The organism is Marinobacter sp. NP-4(2019) (genome assembly GCF_003994855.1).
Taxonomy (GTDB): Bacteria; Pseudomonadota; Gammaproteobacteria; order Pseudomonadales; family Oleiphilaceae; genus Marinobacter.
Genome location: NZ_CP034142.1, coordinates 3,270,260 through 3,293,031 on the forward strand (window position 1 = coordinate 3,270,260; position 22,772 = coordinate 3,293,031).

The window sequence follows — 22,772 nt, forward strand, 5'->3', positions numbered from 1 at the left end:
TTGGTGCAGAATGGCTGGCCGGGGACTAGACTCAGGCACAGACTGCATCTCCATCCATGAAAGAGAAAAACCGATAACGAGGTTGCGATGTCGCTACCGCTGGTCGTTTTACTGCCCTTTTTAGGGGCATTGGCAGCACCGTTGTTTGCACAGGGAGGACGCACGGCAATCGCCATAGCCTCGTCCGTTCCCGCCATTATTGCGCTGGCAGCGCTCTACCCGCACTGGTCAACCCTTGCCAACGGGGGCATTGTCCTGCACAGCTATGAGTGGCTGCCGGCGCTGGGCATTTCCTTCAGTTTCCGGCTGGACGGCCTATCGATGCTGTTCGCCTTGTTGATTCTGGTTATCGGCCTGCTGATCATTCTGTATGCCCGCTACTACCTGAAGGCCAAGGAGAACGTCGGGAAGTTCTACTCACTCCTGCTGTGTTTCATGGGCTCGATGCTGGGTATCGTCATGTCCAGCAACCTCCTGCTGATGCTGGTGTTCTGGGAACTGACCAGCCTGACGTCCTTTCTGCTGATCAGTTTCTGGAACCATAAACAGGATGCCCGTCGCGGTGCCCGCATGGCGCTGGCCGTCACCGGTGGAGGCGGCTTGGCCCTGATGGCGGGCATTCTGATTCTCGGCAACATTGTCGGCAGCTTCGAGCTCGATGATGTACTGGCAGCCGGCGACCTGATCAAGGCCCATAGCCTGTATCCTGTCGCCCTCACCCTTGTGCTGCTGGGCGCTTTCACCAAATCAGCCCAGTTCCCGTTCCATTTCTGGCTGCCCCATGCCATGCAGGCACCCACCCCGGTATCGGCGTACCTGCATTCCGCCACCATGGTAAAAGCCGGCATTTTCCTGATGGCTCGCCTTTACCCGGCACTGGCGGGCACCGAACAGTGGTTCTATATGGTCAGCTTCACCGGCATGGCCACACTGTTGATCGGTGCCTATGTGGCCATGTTCAAACATGACCTGAAGGGTCTGCTGGCACATTCGACGGTCAGTCATTTGGGGTTGATTACCCTGCTGTTTGGCATGGGCACCAAACTGGCCGCCGTCGCCGCCGTTTTCCACGTGATCAATCACGCCACCTTCAAAGCGTCACTGTTTATGGCGGCGGGCATCATTGACCATGAAACCGGCACCCGGGATATGCGGCGGATCAACGGCCTCTGGCAATACATGCCTCATACCGCCACCCTGGCAATGGTTGCCGCGGCCTCTATGGCAGGTGTGCCGTTGCTCAACGGTTTCCTGAGCAAGGAAATGTTCTTTGCCGAAGCCCTGCAACTGAACCTGCCGGGGTTCTGGGCCTGGATACCACCACTGATCGCCACCCTGGCGGGGATCTTTGCCGTCGCCTATTCAGCACGTTTTATCCACGATGTGTTCTTCAACGGCAAACCGGTGGACCTGCCGATTTACCCCCCACATGAACCACCCCGCTATATGAAGATCCCGGTGGAAATCCTGGTGTTTGCCTGCATTATGGTCGGGGTGTTCCCCGCCATCTCCGTTGGTCCGCTGCTTTATGCCGCAGCCACTGCCACCCTTGGGGGCGCCGTGCCGGAGTATCATCTGACCATCGTCCACGGTTTCAACCTGCCACTGGTGATGAGTTTTGCTGCCTTCTTTGGTGGCCTGCTTATGTACAGCCAGCGCCAGCGCTTCTTCGACTTCCACGCCCGCTTCAAGGAAATCGATGAAAAGGCGGTCTTCGAGGCCGTCATTTCCTGGCTGACGACGACGGCTAACCGGCTGACTTCCTATATAGAAAACGGCTCTTTGCAACGCTACGCGGCATTGCTGGTTATCAGTGTGGTCGCCGTCGCGATTGTGCCGTTGACCAGCCTGGGGGTATTCGTCGGCGAGAACGGGCTATCGCCCATCGACTGGCCCACCCTGACGGGCATTGCCGTCCTGATCCTGTGCGCCCTGGCAACAGCCGTGATGCACCGGGAACGCTTCTACGCTCTGATTCTGCTGAGCGTGGTCGGCCTCCTGGTATCCCTGGGCTTTGCCCGTTTCTCCGCACCGGATCTCGCCATGACCCAGCTGTCCGTTGAGGTGGTGACCATCGTGCTACTGATGCTGGCGCTCTTTTACATGCCTTCCTGGACCCCGATGGAAAGCTCAACCGGCCGACGCGTTCGTGACGTAGTAATTGCCCTGGTTGCTGGCACGGGCATGACCCTGGTAACCCTGGCAATGCTCACCCGGCCGTTTACGTCCATTTCCGAGTATTTTCTCGAGAACAGCAAGCCGGGCGGCGGCGGCACCAATGTGGTGAATGTCATCCTCGTTGACTTCCGGGGTTTCGATACCCTTGGTGAAATCACCGTGTTGGCCATTGCCGCTCTGGGCATCTACGCCATGCTCAAGAATACCGTCCTGACACCGCCGCCCGGCGACGGACAGGGACATGCCTGGAACCGTGATGCCTACCCGCTGATGCTGCGTCAGATCGCGCGGCCCATGCTACCCCTGGCACTGATGGTGTCTGTTTATATTTTCCTGCGTGGGCATAACATGCCCGGCGGCGGCTTCATCGCCGGCCTGATTACAGCCGTGGCACTGATCCTCCAGTACATTGCCAGTGGCATGGTCTGGACCCAGCATCGGGTGCCGTTCCGCTATCACAACGTCATTGGTCTCGGGCTGCTGTTCGCGGTGATCGCCGGCGCTGCCAGCTACGCGTTTGGCTACCCGTTCCTGACCAGTACGTTCGACTACATAACGTGGCCGGTTGTCGGCAAATTCGAAGTGGCCTCGGCCCTGGTGTTTGATCTGGGGGTCTATCTCACAGTTATTGGAGCGACACTGCTGGCATTGGTCAGCATCGGTCGCATGTCTCCCCATTCCGCCATTAAAAGCAAGAAGGAGAGCGCATAATGGAGTTGGCATTCGCTCTGGCCATCGGTGCGCTGACTGCCTCCGGTGTGTACCTGCTATTACGCGCCCGGACCTTCCCGGTCGTGATCGGCCTGACGCTGTTGTCCTATGGCGTCAACCTGTTCCTGTTCTCTTCCGGCCGACTGGCTACCGGCGGGCAGCCTATCATCGGCAGCACCAGCCAGTATTCAGATCCACTGCCGCAGGCACTGGTGCTGACCGCCATTGTCATCGGCTTTGCCATGACCGCGTTTGTGGTGGTGCTGGCCCTCAGGAACCTGGCAGACAATGAAGACGATCACGTAGACGGATACCAGTCCGGGCCGAAGCCCGGGAAGAAGACAGAAGACGCGGAGGGATCCGGCAAATGAACCACTGGCTTACCGCGCCTATTCTGATCCCCCTTCTCGGGGGCATCCTCCAGGTCTTCATGGGATATGCCCCCATCAGCCTGCGTCGCACCCTGGCGATGACAACAACGGTCCTCCTCCTGGTGTCCGCCATTGTCCTGTTGGTGCTCGCTGATGACGGCAGCTACCGTGCCTATGCCTTTGGCAACTGGGCACCACCGTTCGGCATTGTTCTGGTTCTCGACCGTCTTGCAGCGTTAATGCTGGTGTTAACCGCCACATTGGCCCTGTTTTGCCACATCTATTCCATCGGCGGGGCAGATGAAGGCAACCGGCAGTTCCACGCCCTGTTCCTGTTTCAGTTGCTGGGGTTGAACATCGCCTTCCTGACCGGTGACCTGTTCAATCTGTTTGTCGCCTTCGAGGTACTGCTGATTGCCTCTTACGGGCTGCTGATGCATGGCACGGGAACCGCACGCACGGTACCGGGATTGCACTACGTGGTCCTGAATCTGGCCGGCTCTTCAGTCTTCCTGATCAGCGTGGGCATGATCTACAGTGTCACCGGCACCCTCAACATGGCGGACCTCGCGCTGCAGGTGCCAAAAGTCAGCGGTGAAAATCTGCTCATCGTCAAAGCCGCCGGTATGATGCTGCTGGTGGTGTTTGGACTTAAGGCCGCGATCCTGCCCCTGTGTTTCTGGCTGCCAAGAGCCTACGCCAAAGCGACCGCGCCCGTTGCTGCGCTCTTCGCAGTGATGACCAAGGTCGGTATCTACGCCATCCTTCGTGTCTACACGCTGATCTTTGGCAATCAGGCGGGCGAGCTCGCCGGCCTGGGTATGGACTGGCTCTTCCCGCTGGCACTGATTACCCTGGCCATGGGCGTTATCGGTGCGCTGGGCTCCGAAAGCCTGAAAACCCTGGTGGCCTGGCAAGTCATTATTTCCGTCGGCACCCTTTTGGCTGCCATGTCCCTGGGGTCCGAAGCGGGCACTTCAGCCGCTCTGTTCTACCTGCTCAACACCACCTGGGTGGTGGGCGGTCTGTTCCTCGTAGCGGACCTGATCAGCCGACAGCGCGGCACTGCCAGGGACCGGATCGTGACGGCGCCCAGAATGCACAATCGCACCTTCCTCAGTACGCTGTTCCTGATCGGCGCCGTCGCCGCGGCAGGGCTGCCACCATTGAGTGGCTTCTTTGCCAAGCTACTGATTCTCCAGGCCGCAGCGCCAGGAACACAAATGGCCTGGCTATGGTCGGTGGTGCTGGGTGGCGGTTTCTTCACGCTCATCGCGTACAGTCGCGCCGGCAGCATCATATTCTGGCGTACCGTCGATGGTCACATTGAGAACCCAGGCAAGCTCAGTGGTACCGTGTCAGTCTCGGCCGGCGCACTGGTCGCACTGAGCGTGGTGATCGTTATCCTTGCCGGCCCTATCACCCGCTACGCCGATGCCACAGCGGCGCAACTGCACAACAGCAGCGACTACATTGAAATACTGAAAACACCCATGGTCGGGGAGGAGGAATAATGTTTGACCGCCTGAATTTCCCCCAGCCATGGCTCAGTCTGACCCTGTTTCTTGTCTGGCAGTTCCTGAGCAACAGTGTTTCCGGTGCCAGCGTGGTGATGGGACTGTTCCTGGCCTGGCTGATCCCTCAGCTGACCCAGGGGTTCTGGCCAGAACGCCCGGTCCTCGTCAGACCCTGGCGTTTGCCCGGCTACCTGTTGCGGGTACTGGTGGATATTGTCATCGCCAGCATCACGGTTGCCCGGCTGATTGTAAGCGGGCGCACCCCGAAACCCGTTTTCGTCAGTTATCCACTGGAACTGGAACAACCGATGGCCATCACGATACTTGCCAGCACCATCTCCCTCACGCCCGGGACGGTGAGTGCGGATGTCAGTGACGACCAGAAAATACTGCTGATTCATACCCTGGATGCGGACAGTGAACAGGAAGTCATTGACGCCATCAAACACCGATATGAGAAACCCTTGATGGAGATGTTTCGATGATTGGCATCGCTCTTAACATGACCATTGCCATGGTCGTACTTGCGGCCTTGCTGAATGTCTATCGCCTGATCAGGGGGCCGGATGCTCCGGATCGGGTCCTGGCGTTGGACACTCTGTATATCAACGCCATCGCCCTGATCATCCTGCTCGGCATTACGCTCGGAACGCGCATGTATCTGGAGGCGGCACTGTTGATTGCCGTCATGGGCTTCGTTGGCACCGTTGCGATGGCGAAATACCTGAAACGGGGCAGTGTCATTGAATAGGTTTCCAAATATCTTGAAGGTAAACAAAGGGGTTCACCCATGAACGCGCTTGCCGAATATGCTATAACGGCCCTGCTACTGACCGGGGGTGCCTTTACTCTGGTCGGAGCCATCGGCCTCGCCCGGCTGCCTGACTTCTATACCCGCCTTCACGGGCCGACCAAGGCTACGACTCTGGGCGTAGGCGCCATCATACTGGCTTCCGTGGTCTACTTCAGTTCCCGGGGAGAAGGTATTGGTATCACCGAGATCCTGATTACTGCCTTCCTGTTCCTGACTGCGCCGATCAGTGCCAACATCCTGGCCAAGGCAGCCATGCATATCCGCGTCGATGTAATGGAAGGCACCCAGGGCAATCCCTGGGATCAGTGAACCGGACAAAAAATGTCATTGGATGGAAAGCAAATTGCCGTATAGTAGGCCCCCACTTTTAATCAAGGAGCCATACCCATGCTGACTGTAAACGAATACTTTGACGGCAAGGCAAAATCCATCTCCTTCCAGACCTCTACTCTGCCGGCCACCGTTGGCGTCATCAGCCCCGGCGAATATGAGTTCGGAACCAGCAAAAAAGAGACCATGACGGTGATCAGCGGCGCCCTGACCGTTCTGCTTCCCGGCATGGAAGAGTGGATGACATACGGCTCCGGCGAGAGTTTCGATGTTGCAGGCCAAGCAAGCTTCAAGGCGAAAACTGATATCGATACCGCCTACCTCTGCACCTACGAATAAACCGTATAAGCGAACCTGAATTGCAGAGCGGAACAGGATTCCTTAAGAGCCTGATTCGTTCTGTAATTTTTCTGCGTTTCAAGGTTCCGGTTTCCGCCAAAGTGTGTCAGATTTACTCCTGTTTCTCGCAATAACATCAACAACCGGGAAAGAGGTATCAAGCAATGGCACAGACCCGCATTCTTCCACCAGCGGACAACGCTCACCAGTATCCCCTCCTGATCAAGCAACTACTGCTGTCCGGCCCCAGATACTCTCCGGACCAGGAAATTGTGTACGCCAACCGCGGCAAGTACACCTATACCGATCTGGTTGAACGCATCCATCGGCTGGCCAACGCCCTCACCGATGCTGGCGTAAAGCCCGGCGACACGGTGGCGGTGATGGACTGGGACACGCCGCGTTACCTCGAATGTTTCTTTGCGATTCCGATGATCGGAGCGGTACTGCACACCATTAATGTGCGCCTCTCGCCTGATCAGATCGTCTACACCATGAATCACGCCGAAGACGATGTGGTGCTGGTGCACGATGACTTCCTGCCCATCATTGAAGGCGTCAGGGATGAGATCAAAACCGTAAAAAACTACATCCAGCTCACCGACGACAACGAAGCAAAATCCACCAGCCTCGACACTCTCGGTGAATACGAAACCCTTCTGGCAGGGGCCGGAACCGAATTCGACTTCCCGGATTTCGACGAGAACAGCGTCGCAACCACTTTCTATACCACTGGCACAACAGGGAATCCCAAGGGCGTTTTCTTCAGCCACCGTCAGTTGGTATTGCACACGCTGGCGATGACCGGGTCGCTATCTGCCTACGACGAGATGCCACTCTTACGCTCCTCATCGGTCTACATGCCGGTCACCCCCATGTTCCACGTCCATGCCTGGGGCGTCCCCTACGCCGCTACCATGATGGGTATCAAGCAGGTCTATCCCGGCCGCTATGAGCCGGAACTGCTGGTGGACCTGCTCAAAGAACACAAGGTGTCCTTCTCCCACTGTGTACCGACCATAATGCAGATGATGATGGGCACCGAGTCGATCAAGACCGCGGACCTCAGCAACTGGCATGTGCTGATCGGCGGTAGCGCGCTGACCAAGGGCCTGTGTGATGCCGGCGCCAAGCTTGGCATTCGCATGTACACCGGTTACGGCATGTCGGAAACCTGCCCGCTGCTGAGTGTTACCCACTTGAAACCGGAAGATCTCGAGCTGCCACTGGAGCAACAGACCGCCAAGCGGGTCAAAACCGGTATTGCCGTCCCCATGGTTGACCTGGAGATCGTGGACCCCTCCGGCAATCCGGTCGCCCATGACGGAGAAGCCAAGGGGGAAGTGGTTGCCCGCGCGCCCTGGCTGACCCAGAGCTACTTCAAGGAACCGGAGAAAGGCGAAGAGCTGTGGGAAGGCGGCTGGCTCCATACCGGGGACGTCGCGTCCATCGAACCGGACAACACCCTAGTGATCAAGGACCGCATCAAGGACGTTATCAAGACCGGCGGCGAATGGCTATCTTCCCTGGATCTGGAAAACCTGATCAGCCAGCATCCGGCCGTTGCTGGCGCTGCCGTTGTCGGTGTTCCCGATGAGAAATGGGGCGAGCGGCCTCACGCTCTGGTCACCCTGAAGCCGGGCGAGGAAGCAACGCTGGCGGATATCCAGAGTCACCTGAAGCAATTCGTCGACACCGGCGAGATCAACAAATGGGCCATTCCCGAACAGATCGACTTCGTGGAAGACATTCCCAAGACCAGTGTTGGCAAGATCAACAAGAAGCTGATTCGGGATCAACTCAAGTAATAACCGCCCAAACGGGCCACTGCCCAAGATGCCGCCTCAACGGGCGGCATCTCAACTTGTTTCTTGTAACTGCCACAAGAGCTCACTACTCTCCAGACCCGGATCTTTAAAGACCGTCGGGCAGAATCAGCTCGTACACCATCCCAAGACCATTGGTAAATCCGCCCAAACCATTCCGCCCTCCCCGATCAGAAGTAAAGTACATACGCTTGCCATCCGGCGAGAACGCAATCCCGGCGATTTCCGAAGCATCCTGACCAACGATCTGAAGCAATGGCTTGAGGGTGCGATCCGGAAGAATCACAACCACCTGCATATCGCCACCATCCTCGGCCACCAGTACATCCCCCTGCGAGGTCACGAACAGGTTATCAACGCCGGAGAGTATGTCATTGGGCGCTTCGGCAGTTGCTCGCTCGTAGATAACCTCAACGGTCTGGGCCGCAACGTCCAGGGCCCATATTCGATCATCGCCCTTGGTTGCAAAATAGACAATACCCTGGAAAAACCAGACGCCCTCCCCACCATCAAAGACCGTGGATTCTTCCAGACGATTCTCATGCTGGGGCTCATGGGGATTCTGCACATCGACCCAGGTCACGGGCTGAGGCGAATGCAGGGCACCTTCCGCCCCTTCGCCTCCAACACTCAACATCTGCAATCGACCTGACTGCAGGGCGGCGCGTTCTGCCCCCTCAGGCCAATCGGAGGGGTCCGGTATCCAGCGGTAAAAACGGCCATCCGGCATATCTTCAGTGAGATAGAGCAGGCGTTGCTGCGGATCAATCGCAATGGCTTCGTGGGAGAAATACCCCAGCGTCGGGCGGGCCAGTCCCTCACCCGGCTGGTACGGGTCGCACTCCCACACCTGACCATTGGGAAACTCCTCGCAGGAGAGCCAGGTATTCCAGGGCGTGACACAACCGGCGCAGTTGAAGGTTGTTCCGGACAGGATGGTGTACGAGTCAACAATTGTGCCATCGGGATCAAAAACCAACGTGCCTACCTGGGCGAGACCCGGAGTCAGTTCTTCCGCGGCATTGGCCAATGTCGCCAAGGCCGGATAGGTAAAACCAATGGTCCCGACTCCAGGCACTTCACTGTTGCTGATATATATCCAACCGCCGTTGTCTCTGGGAACCGCGCCACCCCCATCCGGAAAAATGTGCCAGGGCCTGTTTCCCACCCCACCCGTCTGTGGCGCCAGAGGCGACATGCCCGCAGGTTGAGGCAGTTCTCCGTTGATAGCAACGATCCTCGTCGCGAAGCCCTCTGGAGTGCGCACACCGTGTATATCCGGAATCTCACGCAGCGGGCCAATATTTGCAAAACGACCAACCAGACTCTCCACTGTATCGGGAATGTCTCCGGGTACTGGTTCGACACCCGGCCCGGGAGCAATGGGCGAAGCCGACGATTCCGAGCCGCCACCGCACCCGCTCAGCCAGGAGGCGGATCCAACCGCCCCCGCTGTAAAAAAGATGGTGCGCAGTACATCACGACGGCTCCAGCGCTGGTGGTTGGGGATCATTGGTCCAGACATGAAAGCTTCCTCAACTTACAGCTGTTCGAACAGGCGGATGAAACATGGCTGTGCGCAGAGCCCGCGGCTCGGAAAGCGCCCGATCCTGGTATATGGAGCTGTTTCCATCATCCACGCCAACCACTTTTGTTTTAGCGGCATCGATCTTGCCAACATCATCTTCACTGGTGATATTGCGTACGTAATAGAATTCTGCCTGGGTGCGCTCCAAAGTGACGTCCACCAGCATGAATCCGCGGGATTTCAGCTCAACGTATTTCATGTGTGGATTAGCGACAGGTACAGCCAGTTCCGCAAGCTCCGCCACCCCATCAGGTAATCCGGGCGACGTTACAGAGGGTGTGACGAACTCGGCCGCCAATGGTGTGGACAGGGTATTTTCCAGAAGATTGCCGGAGTCTGCGTAGACCTCATTGGCCCAGGAGGTATGAATGTCGCCGGTAAAGATGACCGTGTTGTCGATCCCGTTTTCTGCCAGAGTTTGCAGAATAACCTCGCGATCCGCCACGTAACCGTCCCACTGATCGACATTCAGGGCCGCCAACTGACCGTTGAATTCAATCTCGTCTTCCAGTCCGAGAGTTTTGGCTACATCGACAGTGCGGGCTATATTGAGCTCCGCAAACATCACCTGCTGGCCGATCATTCGCCACCGGGCTGAAGACTCTGTCAGCCCGGCCACCAACCAGCCTAACTGGTCCTCGCTGATCAGCCTGCGGTCCGCACTGAAACGAGCCGGATCACTGGGCGAGGAAACCTGCTGATCCCGACCCTCCAATCGAGTGTCCATCATGAACAGGTCAATCAGATTGCCAAAGGCGAAATCACGCCAGATCCTTTCCGGGTCGGTCGGGTGCTCGCGAATCGGCAGCCACTCATGGTAGGCCTGTATGGAGACAGCCTTTCGTGTCGACCAGTCGCCCTCGGTGGCTTCATCGTGGTTTTCGGCGCCACCAACATAACTGTCGTTCGCTGATTCGTGATCATCCCAGATGCAAATCATCGGGAACTGCTGGTGAACAGCCTGCAGATTAGGATCGGTCTTGTACTGGGCGTGGCGCAAACGGTAATCCGCCAGCTCAATCATTTCGTGGGCTGGCAACGGCTCTCGCCCCGGGAAATCGCCATACTCACCCGGTCCGTACTCATAGACGTAATCGCCCAGGTGCAACACAAAATCCAGGTCGGCGTGGTCACTCACAGCCTTATAAACCGAGAACAGACCAAACGCATAATTTGAACAGGAGACGACCGCAAACCGCGCCCGTTCAGTGGCGGCGCTGGAGATTGGGAAGGTGCGGGTGCGGCCGATGGAAGAGCGCTGACTTCCAACGGCAAACTGGTAGTAGTACCAGGTGTCCGGTTGCAGACCCACGGCATCAACCTTGACGCAAAAATCCCTGTCCGGGCCGGTAGAGGCATCAAACCGTGCCACGACCTCTTGCATATCCCGGTCCCGCGCGACACTCACCTGCACAGGTATGCGGTCAATGGTTCGGGGCAACACGCCTGTTGGCGTCACCCGGGTCCAGAGAATCACCCGATCAGCCAGGGGATCACCGGACGCCACGCCATGGTTGAAAGCAACTGCCGGCAGGGATGCCTCATCTCCTGAAACAGTTCCCGGGGAGGGCTCCTGGCCGGCACGAGATGACCCTGTCGAACTACCGCCACAGGCGGTCAGGGCCGTGAATGAAGCTGCAGCGAGCCCCTTGACCACGGTACGACGTTGTTTGTTCATAGCTTTCTCCACTAATCACGCCTGAAGACCACCGAGGATTGATCTAGAGGCGGGATACAGCATGTGATAAAGCTCACACAGTGAGTTCAACACATGACGGAGAAATGACAAAGATTATGCATAAAGGGCCAGAATGTACCCTGATGCAGCGTATGGCTCGATTCAGAGCCCCGTAAAACTGAAGTCCACTTGCGGCCGCCGGCCGGAAATAATATCGGCGATTGCTGCCGCGGAACCGCAGGAGTGAGTCCACCCCAGCGTGCCATGCCCTGTGTTCAGGTAGAGATTGCCAAAGTGGCTTTTGCCAATGTAAGGCACATTGGAGGGCGTCGCCGGTCGCAGACCACTCCAGAACTCAGCTTTGTCCCAGTAGGCAGCCTCCGGCATAATTTCCGCCGTACGTCTGACAATGGCCCGGCAGCGGGTATAGTTCAGGGTCCGGCTGTAACCGCTCAGTTCCGCAGTACCGGCAACCCGGATCCTGTCTCCCAGACGGGAATACACCAGCTTGTACTCATCATCGATCAGGCTCACTCTGAAAGCCGCGTCTTCGTTCTTGACCGGGACGGTAATGGAGTACCCCTTGGCCGGATAGATATTCAGGAACAGTCCCAGTTTGCGGGCCAGTAGCGCGCTGAAGCTTCCCAGACTCAAGACATAAGCGTCAGCACGCAACATTTCGTAGTGCCCCTCCCTCAGGGTCTGGACCCCGAGAATCCGGTCACGGGTACGATCGAAACCCAGAACTTCCGTTCCGTAGAGAAACGTCACGCCCGCCTCTTCCGCTTTTCGGGCCAGGCCCTGGGTAAACTTTCTGGCGTCCCCGGATTCATCTGACGCGGTGTAGGTTGCCCCGGCAATCCGGTCGCGAATCGGAGACAGTGCCGGCTCCAGTTCAACGGCTCGGGCAGCATCGACCACTTGACGGTCACACCCGAGGTCACGCATCAGCCGGGACGGCGCCAACGCGCCCTCAAATTCCTTCGGATTGGTATAGAAATGCAATATGCCCTTTTCCAACTGGTCATACTCAATCCCGGTGTCCTGTCGTACTGCCTGTAACTGGGCTCTGCTGTAGAGGCCAAGATTGACGATTTGCCGAATATTATGGGCCGCCCTGGCGGACGTGCATTGCATCAGAAATGACAGTGCCCAGCGCCACTGGGCAGGGTCGAGGCCTGGACGAAACAGCAGGGGGGCATCCGGCTGAGTCAGCCACTTCAATATCTTGAGCGGTGCCGACGGATTGGCCCACGGTTCTGCGTGGGACACGGAAATTTGTCCACCATTGGCATAACTGGTTTCAAGACCGGCTTTGCTCTGGCGATCAACCACGGTGACCTCATGGCCCTGCTTGCGCAAAAACCAGGCAGTGGTGACGCCAACAACACCAGCCCCCAACACCAGTATGTGCATTTCTATCCTCCGGTAAGCCATTGTCCCTTCACGGACAGTTCAAGAGCAGCCTCTATTGTAGCGTCTGGACAGGGGATTGCGTGTTATACCATGGAGGAGTTGTCCGCAGGCCTCTCAGCCCCCGGCACGTTTGACGGTCCAGCCTTTAGCCTGCAGTAACGGGACGAGGGTGTCCCGCTGATCGCCCTGGATTTCCACCACGCCGTCTTTGACCGTGCCGCCGGTACCGCACTTGGCCTTGAGTACCTTGGCGAAGGCCTTGAGTTCCCGGTCATCCATGGGGATACCTGTCACCAGTGTCACACCCTTGCCTTTCCGGCCCTTGGTTTCGCGACTGACGCGCACAACGCCGTCCCCGTGGGGACGGGAAGGTTGGCCACAGGTACAGTCAGCAATCGGGTTGCGACAGTCGGGACACATACGACCCTGCTCGGTTGAAAAGACCAAACCACCCGAGGATTTCGACTTCATGCTTACTCCGTTTCTGTTAGTAGCCGCCAGAGCCCTGATCGAGTCCCGGAGGATACTTGGAAAACATTTCAGCCACCACTTCGTCGATCAACTCACGACGATACTCTGGGGACTGGTCTTCATTGAGGTAGCGACGACTGGCCGCTCGCCAGACCACGCGTTGCGTGTTGGTGTCTGCCAGCTCAATCACCAACTTGCCTTCCTGGATTTCCCTTACCGGCGGTGCGGATGCAAGCCCCCAACCAAATGGGCTATGGCCAAATCCCAAGCCAAATCCCACACCGTAACTTTCGAGTCGCTCTTCTTCCACGATCTTCCAGGCCACCAGCAGGTCCGCTTCGTCCGCGCTCACCTTTTTCATGGCCTTGCGATTCAGCTCACGTTCTACCGCGTTACGAATGCGACTACCATCCAGTGACACCACGGACTGACCCTCGCCAAGCTCATCCGTAAACGCCCATGAGGAATAGTTCCCGAACACGGCAGCGGAATCATAATCTGTCACCACGTTACTGGCGCAGCCTGCCATCGCCAACATTAGAAACGATGCAATCATCACTCGAATAGCCATAGCGAACCTCCTTACGGTTGCCTTTCAGGTAGTATACGGACACTTGACGCTCGGAGATGTAACAACCGTTCCCTACCTGTCAAAACAGTAATCCAACTTCTGGGCACTGCAGAATCCCGCGAATTGCTCACCTCGATCCGACGGCACCAACACCCGGGCGGTTACCGTCGAACCATACTCTATGGACTCCACCGAGGCGTCATTGGTTTCACACCAGTGCCGTAACGGCTGTTCATCCGCGAAGCTCATGGTCACAACAACCGGATCCATGGATCGCTGTACCACTCGATCCACTGCCGAAAGCACACTTTCCGCTGCCCCGGCATAAGCCCTGACCAGCCCGCCGGCACCAAGCTTGATGCCGCCAAAATAGCGAATCACCATGACCAGGACATCCCCCATATCCTTATGCTGAATCACACTCAGGATAGGTTTTCCCGCAGTCCCCGATGGTTCACCGTCATCGTTCATGGCGGCTTCGGCGGCCGAGCCGGGGCGACCTATCTGGTATGCCCAGCATATGTGACGGGCATCGGGATGATCCCGGTGCGCCCGCTCCAGCCACGCTTTCACCTCGTCCCGATCGGCAACCGGTGCGACACGGGCTATAAACCGACTTTTCTTTATCTCCGTTTCCCGCTCCAGATATTCCGCGGGAACAGGGTAATCCTTGCTCATTAGAGAACGTCCGTAAAAATGGGCAGACTGACGGTAACCCTGAGACCGCCCGAAGGACCGTTTTCCGCCCGGATCTCGCCATCATGGGCCGAGACGATGTCTCGGGCGATTGCCAGCCCGAGCCCCCAGCCCTTGCCGCCACGGGACTTATCTGCCCGGTAGAATGGCTCAAACAAGTGAGGCAGCATCTCCTCAGGCACGCCCGCCCCTTCGTCTTCAACCGCGACCACCAGGTTGCCACCCAGCTTGTCTACAGCAATGTGAATGGCATGGCCGGGGCTGGTATGGTCCAGGGCATTCTGGACGATGTTATCGAACGCCCGCTGTAACAACCCCTGATCGCCGAGTACCGACACGTTGCGACATTCCGGGCGAACCATCAGCCGGCAATCCACCCGCTGATGTTCAGCGTAATCGGCAGCATCCTGAAGAACGTTATTGATAATAACCACCGGCTGAACCGCCTCACGGGGGATGTCAGCCCCTTCCTCGGTTACCCGGTAGAGCGTCAGTATCTGTGAGGTCATGGCTTCCAGACGTTGATTCTGCCGCAGGATGCTGGCGATCAGGTCGCCGTCCACGGCACCTTCGCTGGCCAACTCAATGGCAATTCGCTGGCGTGTCAGGGGCGTACGCAGGTCATGGGAAATATCCCGAAGCAGGTGTTTCTGCCGTTCCAGCAAACTGCAAAGCTGTTCGGTCATCGCATTGAATGCCGTCGCCAGTTGACCCACTTCATCCCGCCGTTTCGTGACTCTGTCGCTGACCCTCAACGTGTTATTCCCCCGGGCGATGGCCTGAGCGGTCGTCTCCATGTGCAGAAGTGGCCGTGAAACCCGACGGGCAATCCACCAGCAAGCCAGGGAGATCATCACGAATGCCAGCCCCAGTTCTATGGCACGGAAGAATTTCGGATCCAGCCAGCCGGCACCGTCCATTCGTGGCCACGCTACCAGACGATAACCGTCACCAACATCAAGCACTGCAGGCTTCTGCGGATACCAGCCGGACTTCATACGATCACGAATAAATGAGGGGAGCCTGTCTTCATTGTCATCCTGTTCAATAAGGATCAGGTGCAATTCTATGCGCTCACCCTCCGACCTGAGAAAACGCCAGGCGCCGCCCCGATCACCAGATTCACGAATTTTTATCGCTTCCTCGGCCAGATCCCTGAGCCCTGCCTGACGTTCGATGGCCTCCCGTTCACGATCCAGAAGCATTCGGGTCGCCAGGTTGCTGACCACCACAGTCACCGCCATCGCCAGCCATATCGAAAGAAAGATTCGCCAGAACAGGGGAAATATTGTCCTCCGCTTCATGTGGGCACCCGATAGCTGTACCCCAGCCCGCGTACGGTCTCGATCCTCGGGGGATCGTCATTCCCCAGTTTCTTGCGCAGGTTACTGATATGCATATCGAGGGTCCGGTCGTGGGCTTCCAGGCGTCGCCCCAGGGCCCACTGCATCAGGTCGGTTTTACGCACCACACTGCCAGCGTGGGCCAGCAGCACCTGCAGAACTTCGTACTCGGTGGCGGTCAGTTCCAAAGGCTTGTCATCCTGATAGATGCGCCGATGAGAGGGCTCCACCCTGAGATCACCGTATGTCCTGGCGGCATCCACTTCCACCGACTGATCCCATGCTATCCGGCGCAGCAAGGCCTGCAGGCGGGCGACCAGCTCACGCGGATTGCAGGGTTTGGGGATGTAATCATCGGCACCAACCTCAAACCCGACGATGCGATCGGTCTCGTCTCCCCGGGCAGTGAGCAGGACAACCGGCAAGTGAGTGTCGGCGCGCAGAGCACGCAGCACGTCGAGACCGCTGATGTCCGGCAGCATGATATCCAGCACAACAATGTCGCAGTTCTGACTACGGGCCAGGGACAGACCATCGTTGCCATTTGCCGCTTCACGCACGCTGAAGCCCTGATTGGTCAGATAGCGCGCCAGTAACTGCCGCAATTCATCGTCATCTTCAACCAGTAATACCCTGTTCTGCATGGATACCCTCCCGATTAACGGCATTCAGTCTAACACGCTGGCCGGTGGTGTCTTTTTGCGCGCCTTTTCCTTTGCATAACCTTTACATCAGACGGTCAACAGTGATCACAAACCGGATTCTGGCGTATGGTATCGGGGTGACACCAAGGAGTATTCCCGACCATGCCCGAATCCGGCTCCCCATTTCCACACATTCGCGTCTGCTCATCCATCCATGAGGTCCCCGCGGCTGTCTGGAACGCTCTGTGCCCCGGCACCTACCCGTTTCTCAAACATGGCTTTCTGAAAGCACTGGAGGATTCCGGCTGCACCACATCATCAACCGGCTGGACACCATCACACCTGACTTTCTGGCTGGAGGACCGGCTGGTTGGTGTCGCCCCGGCGTGGCTGAAAACCCACTCCATGGGGGAGTATGTGTTTGACTGGGCCTGGGCCGATGCCTATCGGCGCTACGGAGAATCCTATTACCCCAAGCTGTTGATGGCCGTTCCCTTCACGCCCTGCCAGGGGCCCCGACTATTGTTGGATGACACCTTCAGGGCAAGCCTGTCACCCGCTGTGATTCACCAGTTGCTGGACAGCGTTTGTGACTCCGTAGGCGCTCACTCATGGCACCTGCTGTTTCCCAATGCCGACGACCAGCGCCTGCTGAATCAACCCGGAAGCCTTCACCGCCTGGGCTGCCAGTTCCACTGGCACAACAGGAATTACCACTCGTTCGACGGATTCCTGGGCGAGCTCACCTCTCGCAAGCGCAAGTCCATCCGCAAGGAACGCCGCCAGATTGCGGAATCCGGTGTGTCGTTCCGCCACTTTTCCGGAGCAGATCTCCCCGACCATGTGCTGTCGGTGTTCTACACATTTTATCAGGCCACCTATTTCAAGCGCGGCCAGCGGCCATACCTGAACCAACAGTTTTTTCAGCAACTGTGCGCAACCATGCCCGACCAGTGTCACATCATTATGGCGGTGAAGGATGACACCATGATCGCCGGCGCCCTGTTTCTCAGTGGTGACGACACTCTGTTTGGCCGCTATTGGGGCTGCCTGGAAGAATACGACTTCCTGCACTTCGAAACCTGCTACTACCAGGGCATCGACCTGGCCATTGACCTTGGTCTGTCCACGTTCGATGCTGGCGCCCAGGGGGAACACAAACTGATACGGGGCTTCGAGCCGGTGATCACCCATTCCTGGCATGGCATCCGCCATTCAGGCTTCCGCGACGCCATCCGTCGTTTCACTCTGGAGGAAGCGGACCACGTCCGACAATACTTTGACGATGCCACCGATGCACTCCCCTTCAGGCAACAGGGGTGCGGTTAACTATACTGTCGTGTAATAACTCTGACCGCGAATTCCTGATACTTTCGGGACTATCAGTTTCAGGAATCGAACCGAGGCACTACCAATGGATACGGATCAGTTGCTCAGCCTCATCAACCACGACGGTGCCGCAGTCGCACTTTCTGCCACCGCTCTCATCGTGGCAGTAGTGACATTGCTCTATGTTGCCAGCAGCAGACGCCGGCAGGATTTTCTGGACAATCAGCTCAAACAACGGACGGAAACCCTGTGGCGGGATATGGACGAGCTGCGCATCCATCAATTCAACGACACCGTAACGCCCACACCGGGTCCTCACGGTCGCGATTCGGACTCGGACCAGTTCGCTACCGAGAAAGCCGCCTACGAGACGATCTGGCCACTGGTCTGGCAACTCCACGATCGCCTGGGTATGTTCCTGCGCGCCGTTGAGTCCGGAGAACCGGCCGGGGAACTGCGCCTGGAAGCCCGTAACGCTGCTCTCGAGGCACGCAGCGCACTTAATCGAAACCGGCCGTTCTGCCACGAGGAGGTGGACGAGCTGGTCACCAGGATCATCGATACCGATATCAAGGCGCACCTGGCAGCCTGCCAGTACATGGATCTGCTGAAGGAATCCGCCACCTCCAACACCACCCACGACAGGAACATCCAGCGTGAGAAGTTTCACCTGCTGTACGACGGGGAGGCAAGAGAGATGATCAACCAACTCGTATCGGTTATACGGAATCGAACCCTCAGGAAAGGTTAACCCCGGACCCGCTTCAGTGCATCGGCCTGCAACGCCCGGAGATACCGGCTGATGACGACGGGAAACGGTTCAGCGGGTTCGATTTTGAGGTATGACGGCGGCAATGACCGGATCGCGGCGGCGGCATGCTCTGCCTGCTGCTCCAGGGAATCGATGGCGTTCAGCAACACTACTCCGTGTTTCATGAGCGGCCTCAGCAAGGGATCGCCATCGAACACCTCTTCCCGGCCACTGATCACATCCCCCTTCATCCGGCCATCCCGGTCATACTGGCGGAAAACCTGCTTGCCGCCGGGAAAGGACTGCTTGCCTGACGAGTTCTTCATCCTTGGCAGGCCACCATACTCCGTCAACTTGTAAGCCAGTTCCAGGGCGGGGGCGTCATTCGAAGCGCCAATGGCCGTGCCCACACCAAAGCCGTCAATAGGGGCGCCGGCGGCGACCAGCCGGGAAATCCTGTACTCATCCAGACCGCCGCTTGCCATGATGCGGACATCCTGGAGGCCGGCTTCGTCCAGTATCGCCCGACAGTCACGCGCTTCGGCCTCAAGATCCCCGGAATCCAGCCTGATGGCACTGACCCGGGCATCGGGGTCCCGTTTCAGCCAATCGGCGATGCGCCGGACAGCCCGCCGAGTGTCGTACGTGTCGACCAGTAACGTGGTGCCGGGATACAGCCGTGCATACACCTTGAAGGCATCCATCTCGTCGGGATAGGCCTGGACAAAACTGTGAGCCATGGTGCCGCTGACGGTCAGGCCGTAATCAAGGCCTGCCAGTACATTGCTGGTCCCGGCCAGGCCGGCGAGGCGAAACGCCCGCACACTCCGGTGGGCTGCATCGACGCCATGCATTCGCCGCATTCCGAAATCAATCACCGGGCGCTCACCCGCGGCAAGCCTGACCCGTACCGCCTTGGACGCCAGCACAGTTTCCAGGTGCACATAGTTCATCACCAGGCTTTCCAGGATCTGGGCTTCGGCAATGGGCGCCTCAATTTCCAGTAGTGGTTCCTGGGGGAACAGCGGGGTTCCTTCGGGGACCGCCCTGATATGTCCGCTAAACCGGAACCTGCCGAGCCATTCGAGAAACGCGGGCTGGAAACGGTCAAGGCTTTCCAGGCGTTTGATGTGTTCGGGGGAAAACTTCAGGGTCTCAATGACCGTAGCAACCTGCTGCTGGCCGCAGGCGAGGATGAAATTCCGGTTTTTCGGCAGGTCCCGGAAAAACAGGCTGAAAACCGCTGTATCGTGCATGCCTTCGGCCCAGTAAGCCTGGGCCATGGCAAGCTCGTAAAGATCCACCAGCAGTGCAAGATCTTTCTCATGCACCATGTTGTCAGACTCCTGCATCCTGTCAGTATTGCAGCGACACACCCAGCCCAGCCAGTTCGTCCAGCACTTCTGGCGCACTGTCGCTGTCTACAGCGTAGGTACCGTTGACAATCAGGTTGACACCGAACCCCAACTGTACAGCATCGATAACCGAAGCCCGCACACACACATCAAGTGCCAGGCCGGCGACATACAGGGACCCAATACCGTGACGCCGTAAGTAACTGTCAAGCTGGGTGCCATCGAACGCCGAATAGGCATCCGTATCAAACGCCGTTCCCTTGCTCACCCGCACGGCATCAGTCGGCAGGTCCATCGCCGGATGAAACTCCGCTCCCCGGGTGTCCTGCACACAATGCACGGGCCATGGGCCGTCACGTTGAACAAAACTGACATGATCAACAGGATGCCAGTCGCGACTGGCAATAATCTCCCAGCCCTCTTGCCGGGCCTTGCTGATCCATTCATTCACGACCGGAAAGATCGCATCGCTCTGAGGTACCGCCAGGCTGCCGCCTTCACAGAAGTCGTTCTGTATATCAACGAGCAGCAGGGCGCATTTATCGGAAGACATAATGCCACCCCCTCTCTACCGGATCCGGACTCCCGGACGCGGCAGGCGTTAACTGTCCGCGATGCGGAAGCCCACTTTCATTACCACCTGATAATGCCCCACCTTGCCATCCGTAATATGACCGCGGGTTTCGAGAACCTCGAACCATTCCATGTTACGGACGCTCTTTCCACACTCAGACAGCGCATTTTCGATGGCATCTTCAATGCTCTTTTTCGACGAACCAACAATTTCCACTTTCTTATAAACGTGATGGTCTGACATACCGCCTCCGATTGCATACACTAACCGTTACTTCTGAGCCTAGAAGACGCAACAGAAGCGGGCAAACCCAGTACGGTATTATTATAACTCTCCTCACTCCGGACACATGACATGAAACGACCTTTCCGCTATACCGCCTGGTTTGTCGCCGGACTCTTTATCCTGCTGACGGGCCCGTTATTTCTGGCGACCAGCGGTTCCCTGCAAAGCGCGGAAAGCTGGCAAACCGCATCCAGGGACAGTGCCGGTATCGCTCCCCGGCCCGGAGAAACCGAAGAGGCCATTATTCAGGTATACGGAGCCAGGGCCTGGAGCTGGCGTGGATACTTTGCGGTACACACCTGGATCAGTACCAAGGAAACCGGTGCGGATCACTACCGGGTCCATGAGGTGACCGGGTGGCGCCGCTATGTGGTCAGTTCCAGCCCTGGTGATCCCGACCGACACTGGTATGGCGCCAGGCCAACGCTATACGCGGACATTCGCGGAGAGGAAGCGGAACAACTGATCCCCGCCATTTACGATGCGGTCGCATCCTATCCCTTCCCGGAAGAGTATGAAGCCTGGCCAGGCCCTAACAGCAACACGTTCGTGGCCTGGGTGATCCGGGAGGTCCCCGGACTGGACGTGGCCCTGCCAAACCACGCTATCGGTAAGGACTACCTGGGTGACCGGGTGATTGCCGAGGTTCCGGGCGGTACCGGCTATCAGTTCTCACTGGGCGGCTACTTCGGTGTTCTGGCGGGGATCCGGGAAGGACTTGAGTTGAACGTCATGGGCCTGTCACTGGGGGTAAACCCTCTGGGCCTGGGCATCAAGTTACCTGGCATTGGTGAGCTGGCCCTGCGCAGCACCAACCCAATGCCAGCCAATACCCCCTGACAGCGCAGCAGGAGAAGAATTGGGGCTACGCCATATAGCGAACCAGTCCCGCCGCTGCAATACCGGCCGCAATGGCCGGCAGTGGCTTGCGAAAGGCCAGCATGAGCGCTGCGGTCACGGCCAGTGCGGCCAGCGCACCGGTGTCACCACTGAACGCCATGGGCACGATGATGGCAATCAGTACCGAACTGGCCATGGTGTTGATAAAGCTCTCAATGCGGGGGCTGATCCGCACGAAGGACATGATGAACACGCCTCCGAAGCGGGTGGCGAGAGTGACCACCGTCATAATGGCAATCAGCGCCAGGATACCGGCAGTGGTGGTTTCAATAGTCATTGGGTGGCTCCCTCCGCTGCCTCGGAGGACTCTCCGGATGTCTCCTGGCGCTCAAGCCAGAAGAACCCGATGGCACCACCAGCCAGCGCCCCCACCACTACATGGGTGTTGGGAGGCAACCATCGCCAGGCGGCCAATGATGCCAGCCCGGCAACCGTCCAGGCGACCAGCACCCTTGGAGATTTCTTGCCACCCAGGGCCATGGCCAGCAGGAAACAGCCGAGCACCATATCCAGCCCCAGGCTCTTGGGATCCTGCAGCAACCCGCCAAAATAAACACCCAGCCAGGTTCCCACGATCCAGGCCAGCCAAAGAACCAGGCCGCCCCCCAGGATCACTTCCAGGTTGCGCTTGCCATTCTGGTAATCCTGGGCAGACACGGCCCAGTTGGCATCGGTCAGCAACAAAAGCAGACCATAACGCCTGCCCGGGGAGACATCCCTCAACATCGGGTACAGGGAGGCACCCATCAACAGATGACGGGAATTGATTGCAAAGACCACCGCCACTAACGGCAGCACCGACACTTCGCTGCCCCACATATCAATCGCCGCAAACTGAGAGGCACCGGCGAACACCGTAGTGCTCATCAGTATCGCATCCAGTGGCGGCAGACCCTTCTGTGTGGCGGCCAAACCAAAGGCAGCACCAAACGCCACCACGAACAAGGAGATGGGAAGCAGACGGAAGAACTCCAGTCGCACCTTGCGCGGCTGGAGTTTATAAGAATAGGAAGCGACGGACATCCGAGGAAACTAAGGCAGATTCCCCATCATGCGTATAGGTAAATGCCGAAGCACGCTTTTGA

The 22,772-nt window shown here is 57.9% G+C and carries 24 protein-coding genes; 11 read left to right on the forward strand and 13 right to left on the reverse strand.

Going from position 1 to position 22,772, the window contains the following annotated elements; translation table 11 throughout:
• Window positions 1–87: 87 nt before the first annotated feature.
• From EHN06_RS14815 to EHN06_RS14850, 8 genes are all read left to right on the forward strand, one after another.
• Window positions 88–2,889 (forward strand): monovalent cation/H+ antiporter subunit A, encoded by a 2,802-nt coding sequence (locus tag EHN06_RS14815; RefSeq protein WP_127333310.1) that lies wholly within the window; start codon window positions 88–90, stop codon window positions 2,887–2,889.
• Window positions 2,889–3,260 (forward strand): Na+/H+ antiporter subunit C, encoded by a 372-nt coding sequence (locus EHN06_RS14820; RefSeq protein WP_127333311.1) that lies wholly within the window; start codon window positions 2,889–2,891, stop codon window positions 3,258–3,260. The genes EHN06_RS14815 and EHN06_RS14820 overlap by 1 nt, the downstream gene beginning before the upstream one ends.
• Window positions 3,257–4,774: a monovalent cation/H+ antiporter subunit D gene (locus tag EHN06_RS14825; protein ID WP_127333312.1), complete on the forward strand. Its 1,518-nt coding sequence runs from the start codon at window positions 3,257–3,259 to the stop codon at window positions 4,772–4,774. Before EHN06_RS14820 ends, EHN06_RS14825 begins: the two co-directional genes overlap by 4 nt.
• Entirely contained in the window at window positions 4,774–5,262 is a 489-nt protein-coding gene (locus tag EHN06_RS14830; protein WP_127333313.1) for a Na+/H+ antiporter subunit E, read from the forward strand. The genes EHN06_RS14825 and EHN06_RS14830 overlap by 1 nt, the downstream gene beginning before the upstream one ends.
• A complete protein-coding gene (locus EHN06_RS14835; protein ID WP_127333314.1) occupies window positions 5,259–5,528 on the forward strand; it encodes a K+/H+ antiporter subunit F in 270 nt (89 codons plus the stop codon). Before EHN06_RS14830 ends, EHN06_RS14835 begins: the two co-directional genes overlap by 4 nt.
• Before the next feature lie 39 nt (window positions 5,529–5,567).
• Window positions 5,568–5,900, forward strand: coding sequence for a Na+/H+ antiporter subunit G (locus tag EHN06_RS14840; protein ID WP_127333315.1), 333 nt, complete (start codon window positions 5,568–5,570; stop codon window positions 5,898–5,900).
• A gap of 78 nt (window positions 5,901–5,978) precedes the next feature.
• Window positions 5,979–6,260 (forward strand): pyrimidine/purine nucleoside phosphorylase, encoded by a 282-nt coding sequence (locus EHN06_RS14845; RefSeq protein WP_127333316.1) that lies wholly within the window; start codon window positions 5,979–5,981, stop codon window positions 6,258–6,260.
• A gap of 164 nt (window positions 6,261–6,424) precedes the next feature.
• Window positions 6,425–8,068 carry a fatty acid--CoA ligase gene (locus EHN06_RS14850; protein WP_127333317.1) on the forward strand — a complete coding sequence of 548 codons (1,644 nt, stop codon included), beginning with the start codon at window positions 6,425–6,427 and terminating at the stop codon, window positions 8,066–8,068.
• A gap of 106 nt (window positions 8,069–8,174) precedes the next feature.
• Here EHN06_RS14850 and EHN06_RS14855 read toward each other — a convergent pair whose 3' ends face one another.
• The 8 genes from EHN06_RS14855 to EHN06_RS14890 all read right to left on the reverse strand — a co-directional run bounded on the left by EHN06_RS14855 (window position 8,175) and on the right by EHN06_RS14890 (window position 16,493).
• Complete coding sequence (locus tag EHN06_RS14855) at window positions 8,175–9,611, reverse strand: alkaline phosphatase PhoX (protein ID WP_127333318.1); 1,437 nt, start codon at window positions 9,609–9,611, stop codon at window positions 8,175–8,177.
• A gap of 10 nt (window positions 9,612–9,621) precedes the next feature.
• Window positions 9,622–11,352 carry an alkaline phosphatase D family protein gene (locus EHN06_RS14860; protein ID WP_127333319.1) on the reverse strand — a complete coding sequence of 577 codons (1,731 nt, stop codon included), beginning with the start codon at window positions 11,350–11,352 and terminating at the stop codon, window positions 9,622–9,624.
• A gap of 162 nt (window positions 11,353–11,514) precedes the next feature.
• Window positions 11,515–12,768: a D-amino acid dehydrogenase gene (locus EHN06_RS14865; RefSeq protein WP_127333320.1), complete on the reverse strand. Its 1,254-nt coding sequence runs from the start codon at window positions 12,766–12,768 to the stop codon at window positions 11,515–11,517.
• A gap of 114 nt (window positions 12,769–12,882) precedes the next feature.
• Window positions 12,883–13,239: a translation initiation factor Sui1 gene (locus EHN06_RS14870; protein ID WP_127333321.1), complete on the reverse strand. Its 357-nt coding sequence runs from the start codon at window positions 13,237–13,239 to the stop codon at window positions 12,883–12,885.
• Between the two features lie 16 nt (window positions 13,240–13,255).
• The gene (locus tag EHN06_RS14875) at window positions 13,256–13,810 is read right to left on the reverse strand and encodes a DUF4136 domain-containing protein (RefSeq protein WP_127333322.1); all 555 of its coding nucleotides are present in this window, start codon (window positions 13,808–13,810) and stop codon (window positions 13,256–13,258) included.
• A gap of 72 nt (window positions 13,811–13,882) precedes the next feature.
• Window positions 13,883–14,488 carry a YigZ family protein gene (locus EHN06_RS14880; protein ID WP_127333323.1) on the reverse strand — a complete coding sequence of 202 codons (606 nt, stop codon included), beginning with the start codon at window positions 14,486–14,488 and terminating at the stop codon, window positions 13,883–13,885.
• Window positions 14,488–15,810, reverse strand: coding sequence for a sensor histidine kinase (locus EHN06_RS14885; protein WP_127333324.1), 1,323 nt, complete (start codon window positions 15,808–15,810; stop codon window positions 14,488–14,490). The genes EHN06_RS14880 and EHN06_RS14885 overlap by 1 nt, the downstream gene beginning before the upstream one ends.
• Window positions 15,807–16,493 carry a response regulator transcription factor gene (locus tag EHN06_RS14890; protein ID WP_127333325.1) on the reverse strand — a complete coding sequence of 229 codons (687 nt, stop codon included), beginning with the start codon at window positions 16,491–16,493 and terminating at the stop codon, window positions 15,807–15,809. Before EHN06_RS14890 ends, EHN06_RS14885 begins: the two co-directional genes overlap by 4 nt.
• A 162-nt stretch (window positions 16,494–16,655) precedes the next feature.
• Here EHN06_RS14890 and EHN06_RS14895 point away from each other — a divergent pair, with 162 nt between their 5' ends.
• Together EHN06_RS14895 and EHN06_RS14900 are read left to right on the forward strand one after the other, a co-directional pair.
• Window positions 16,656–17,822 (forward strand): GNAT family N-acetyltransferase, encoded by a 1,167-nt coding sequence (locus EHN06_RS14895; protein WP_127333326.1) that lies wholly within the window; start codon window positions 16,656–16,658, stop codon window positions 17,820–17,822.
• An 85-nt stretch (window positions 17,823–17,907) separates the two neighbouring features.
• Window positions 17,908–18,573 carry a hypothetical protein gene (locus tag EHN06_RS14900; protein WP_127333327.1) on the forward strand — a complete coding sequence of 222 codons (666 nt, stop codon included), beginning with the start codon at window positions 17,908–17,910 and terminating at the stop codon, window positions 18,571–18,573.
• Here the strand turns inward: EHN06_RS14900 and EHN06_RS14905 are convergent.
• Genes EHN06_RS14905 through EHN06_RS14915 form a run of 3 tightly spaced genes read right to left on the reverse strand, consistent with a single transcriptional unit; the run spans window position 18,570 to window position 20,745 of the window.
• Window positions 18,570–19,907 (reverse strand): nicotinate phosphoribosyltransferase, encoded by a 1,338-nt coding sequence (locus tag EHN06_RS14905; protein ID WP_127333328.1) that lies wholly within the window; start codon window positions 19,905–19,907, stop codon window positions 18,570–18,572. The genes EHN06_RS14900 and EHN06_RS14905 overlap by 4 nt on opposite strands.
• Before the next feature lie 22 nt (window positions 19,908–19,929).
• On the reverse strand, window positions 19,930–20,481 hold the full coding sequence (locus tag EHN06_RS14910) for an isochorismatase family protein (RefSeq protein ID WP_127333329.1): 552 nt from the start codon (window positions 20,479–20,481) through the stop codon (window positions 19,930–19,932).
• Between the two features lie 48 nt (window positions 20,482–20,529).
• The gene (locus EHN06_RS14915; protein ID WP_127333330.1) at window positions 20,530–20,745 is read right to left on the reverse strand and encodes a dodecin; all 216 of its coding nucleotides are present in this window, start codon (window positions 20,743–20,745) and stop codon (window positions 20,530–20,532) included.
• Between the two features lie 111 nt (window positions 20,746–20,856).
• On the opposite strand from EHN06_RS14915, the gene EHN06_RS14920 reads away from it, so the two are divergent.
• A complete protein-coding gene (locus EHN06_RS14920; protein ID WP_127333331.1) occupies window positions 20,857–21,627 on the forward strand; it encodes a DUF3750 domain-containing protein in 771 nt (256 codons plus the stop codon).
• A gap of 25 nt (window positions 21,628–21,652) precedes the next feature.
• On the opposite strand, the gene EHN06_RS14925 is transcribed toward EHN06_RS14920, so the two are convergent.
• Window positions 21,653–21,964, reverse strand: coding sequence for an AzlD family protein (locus EHN06_RS14925; RefSeq protein ID WP_127333332.1), 312 nt, complete (start codon window positions 21,962–21,964; stop codon window positions 21,653–21,655).
• Window positions 21,961–22,710 (reverse strand): AzlC family ABC transporter permease, encoded by a 750-nt coding sequence (locus tag EHN06_RS14930; protein WP_127333333.1) that lies wholly within the window; start codon window positions 22,708–22,710, stop codon window positions 21,961–21,963. Before EHN06_RS14930 ends, EHN06_RS14925 begins: the two co-directional genes overlap by 4 nt.
• Window positions 22,711–22,772: the final 62 nt, after the last annotated feature.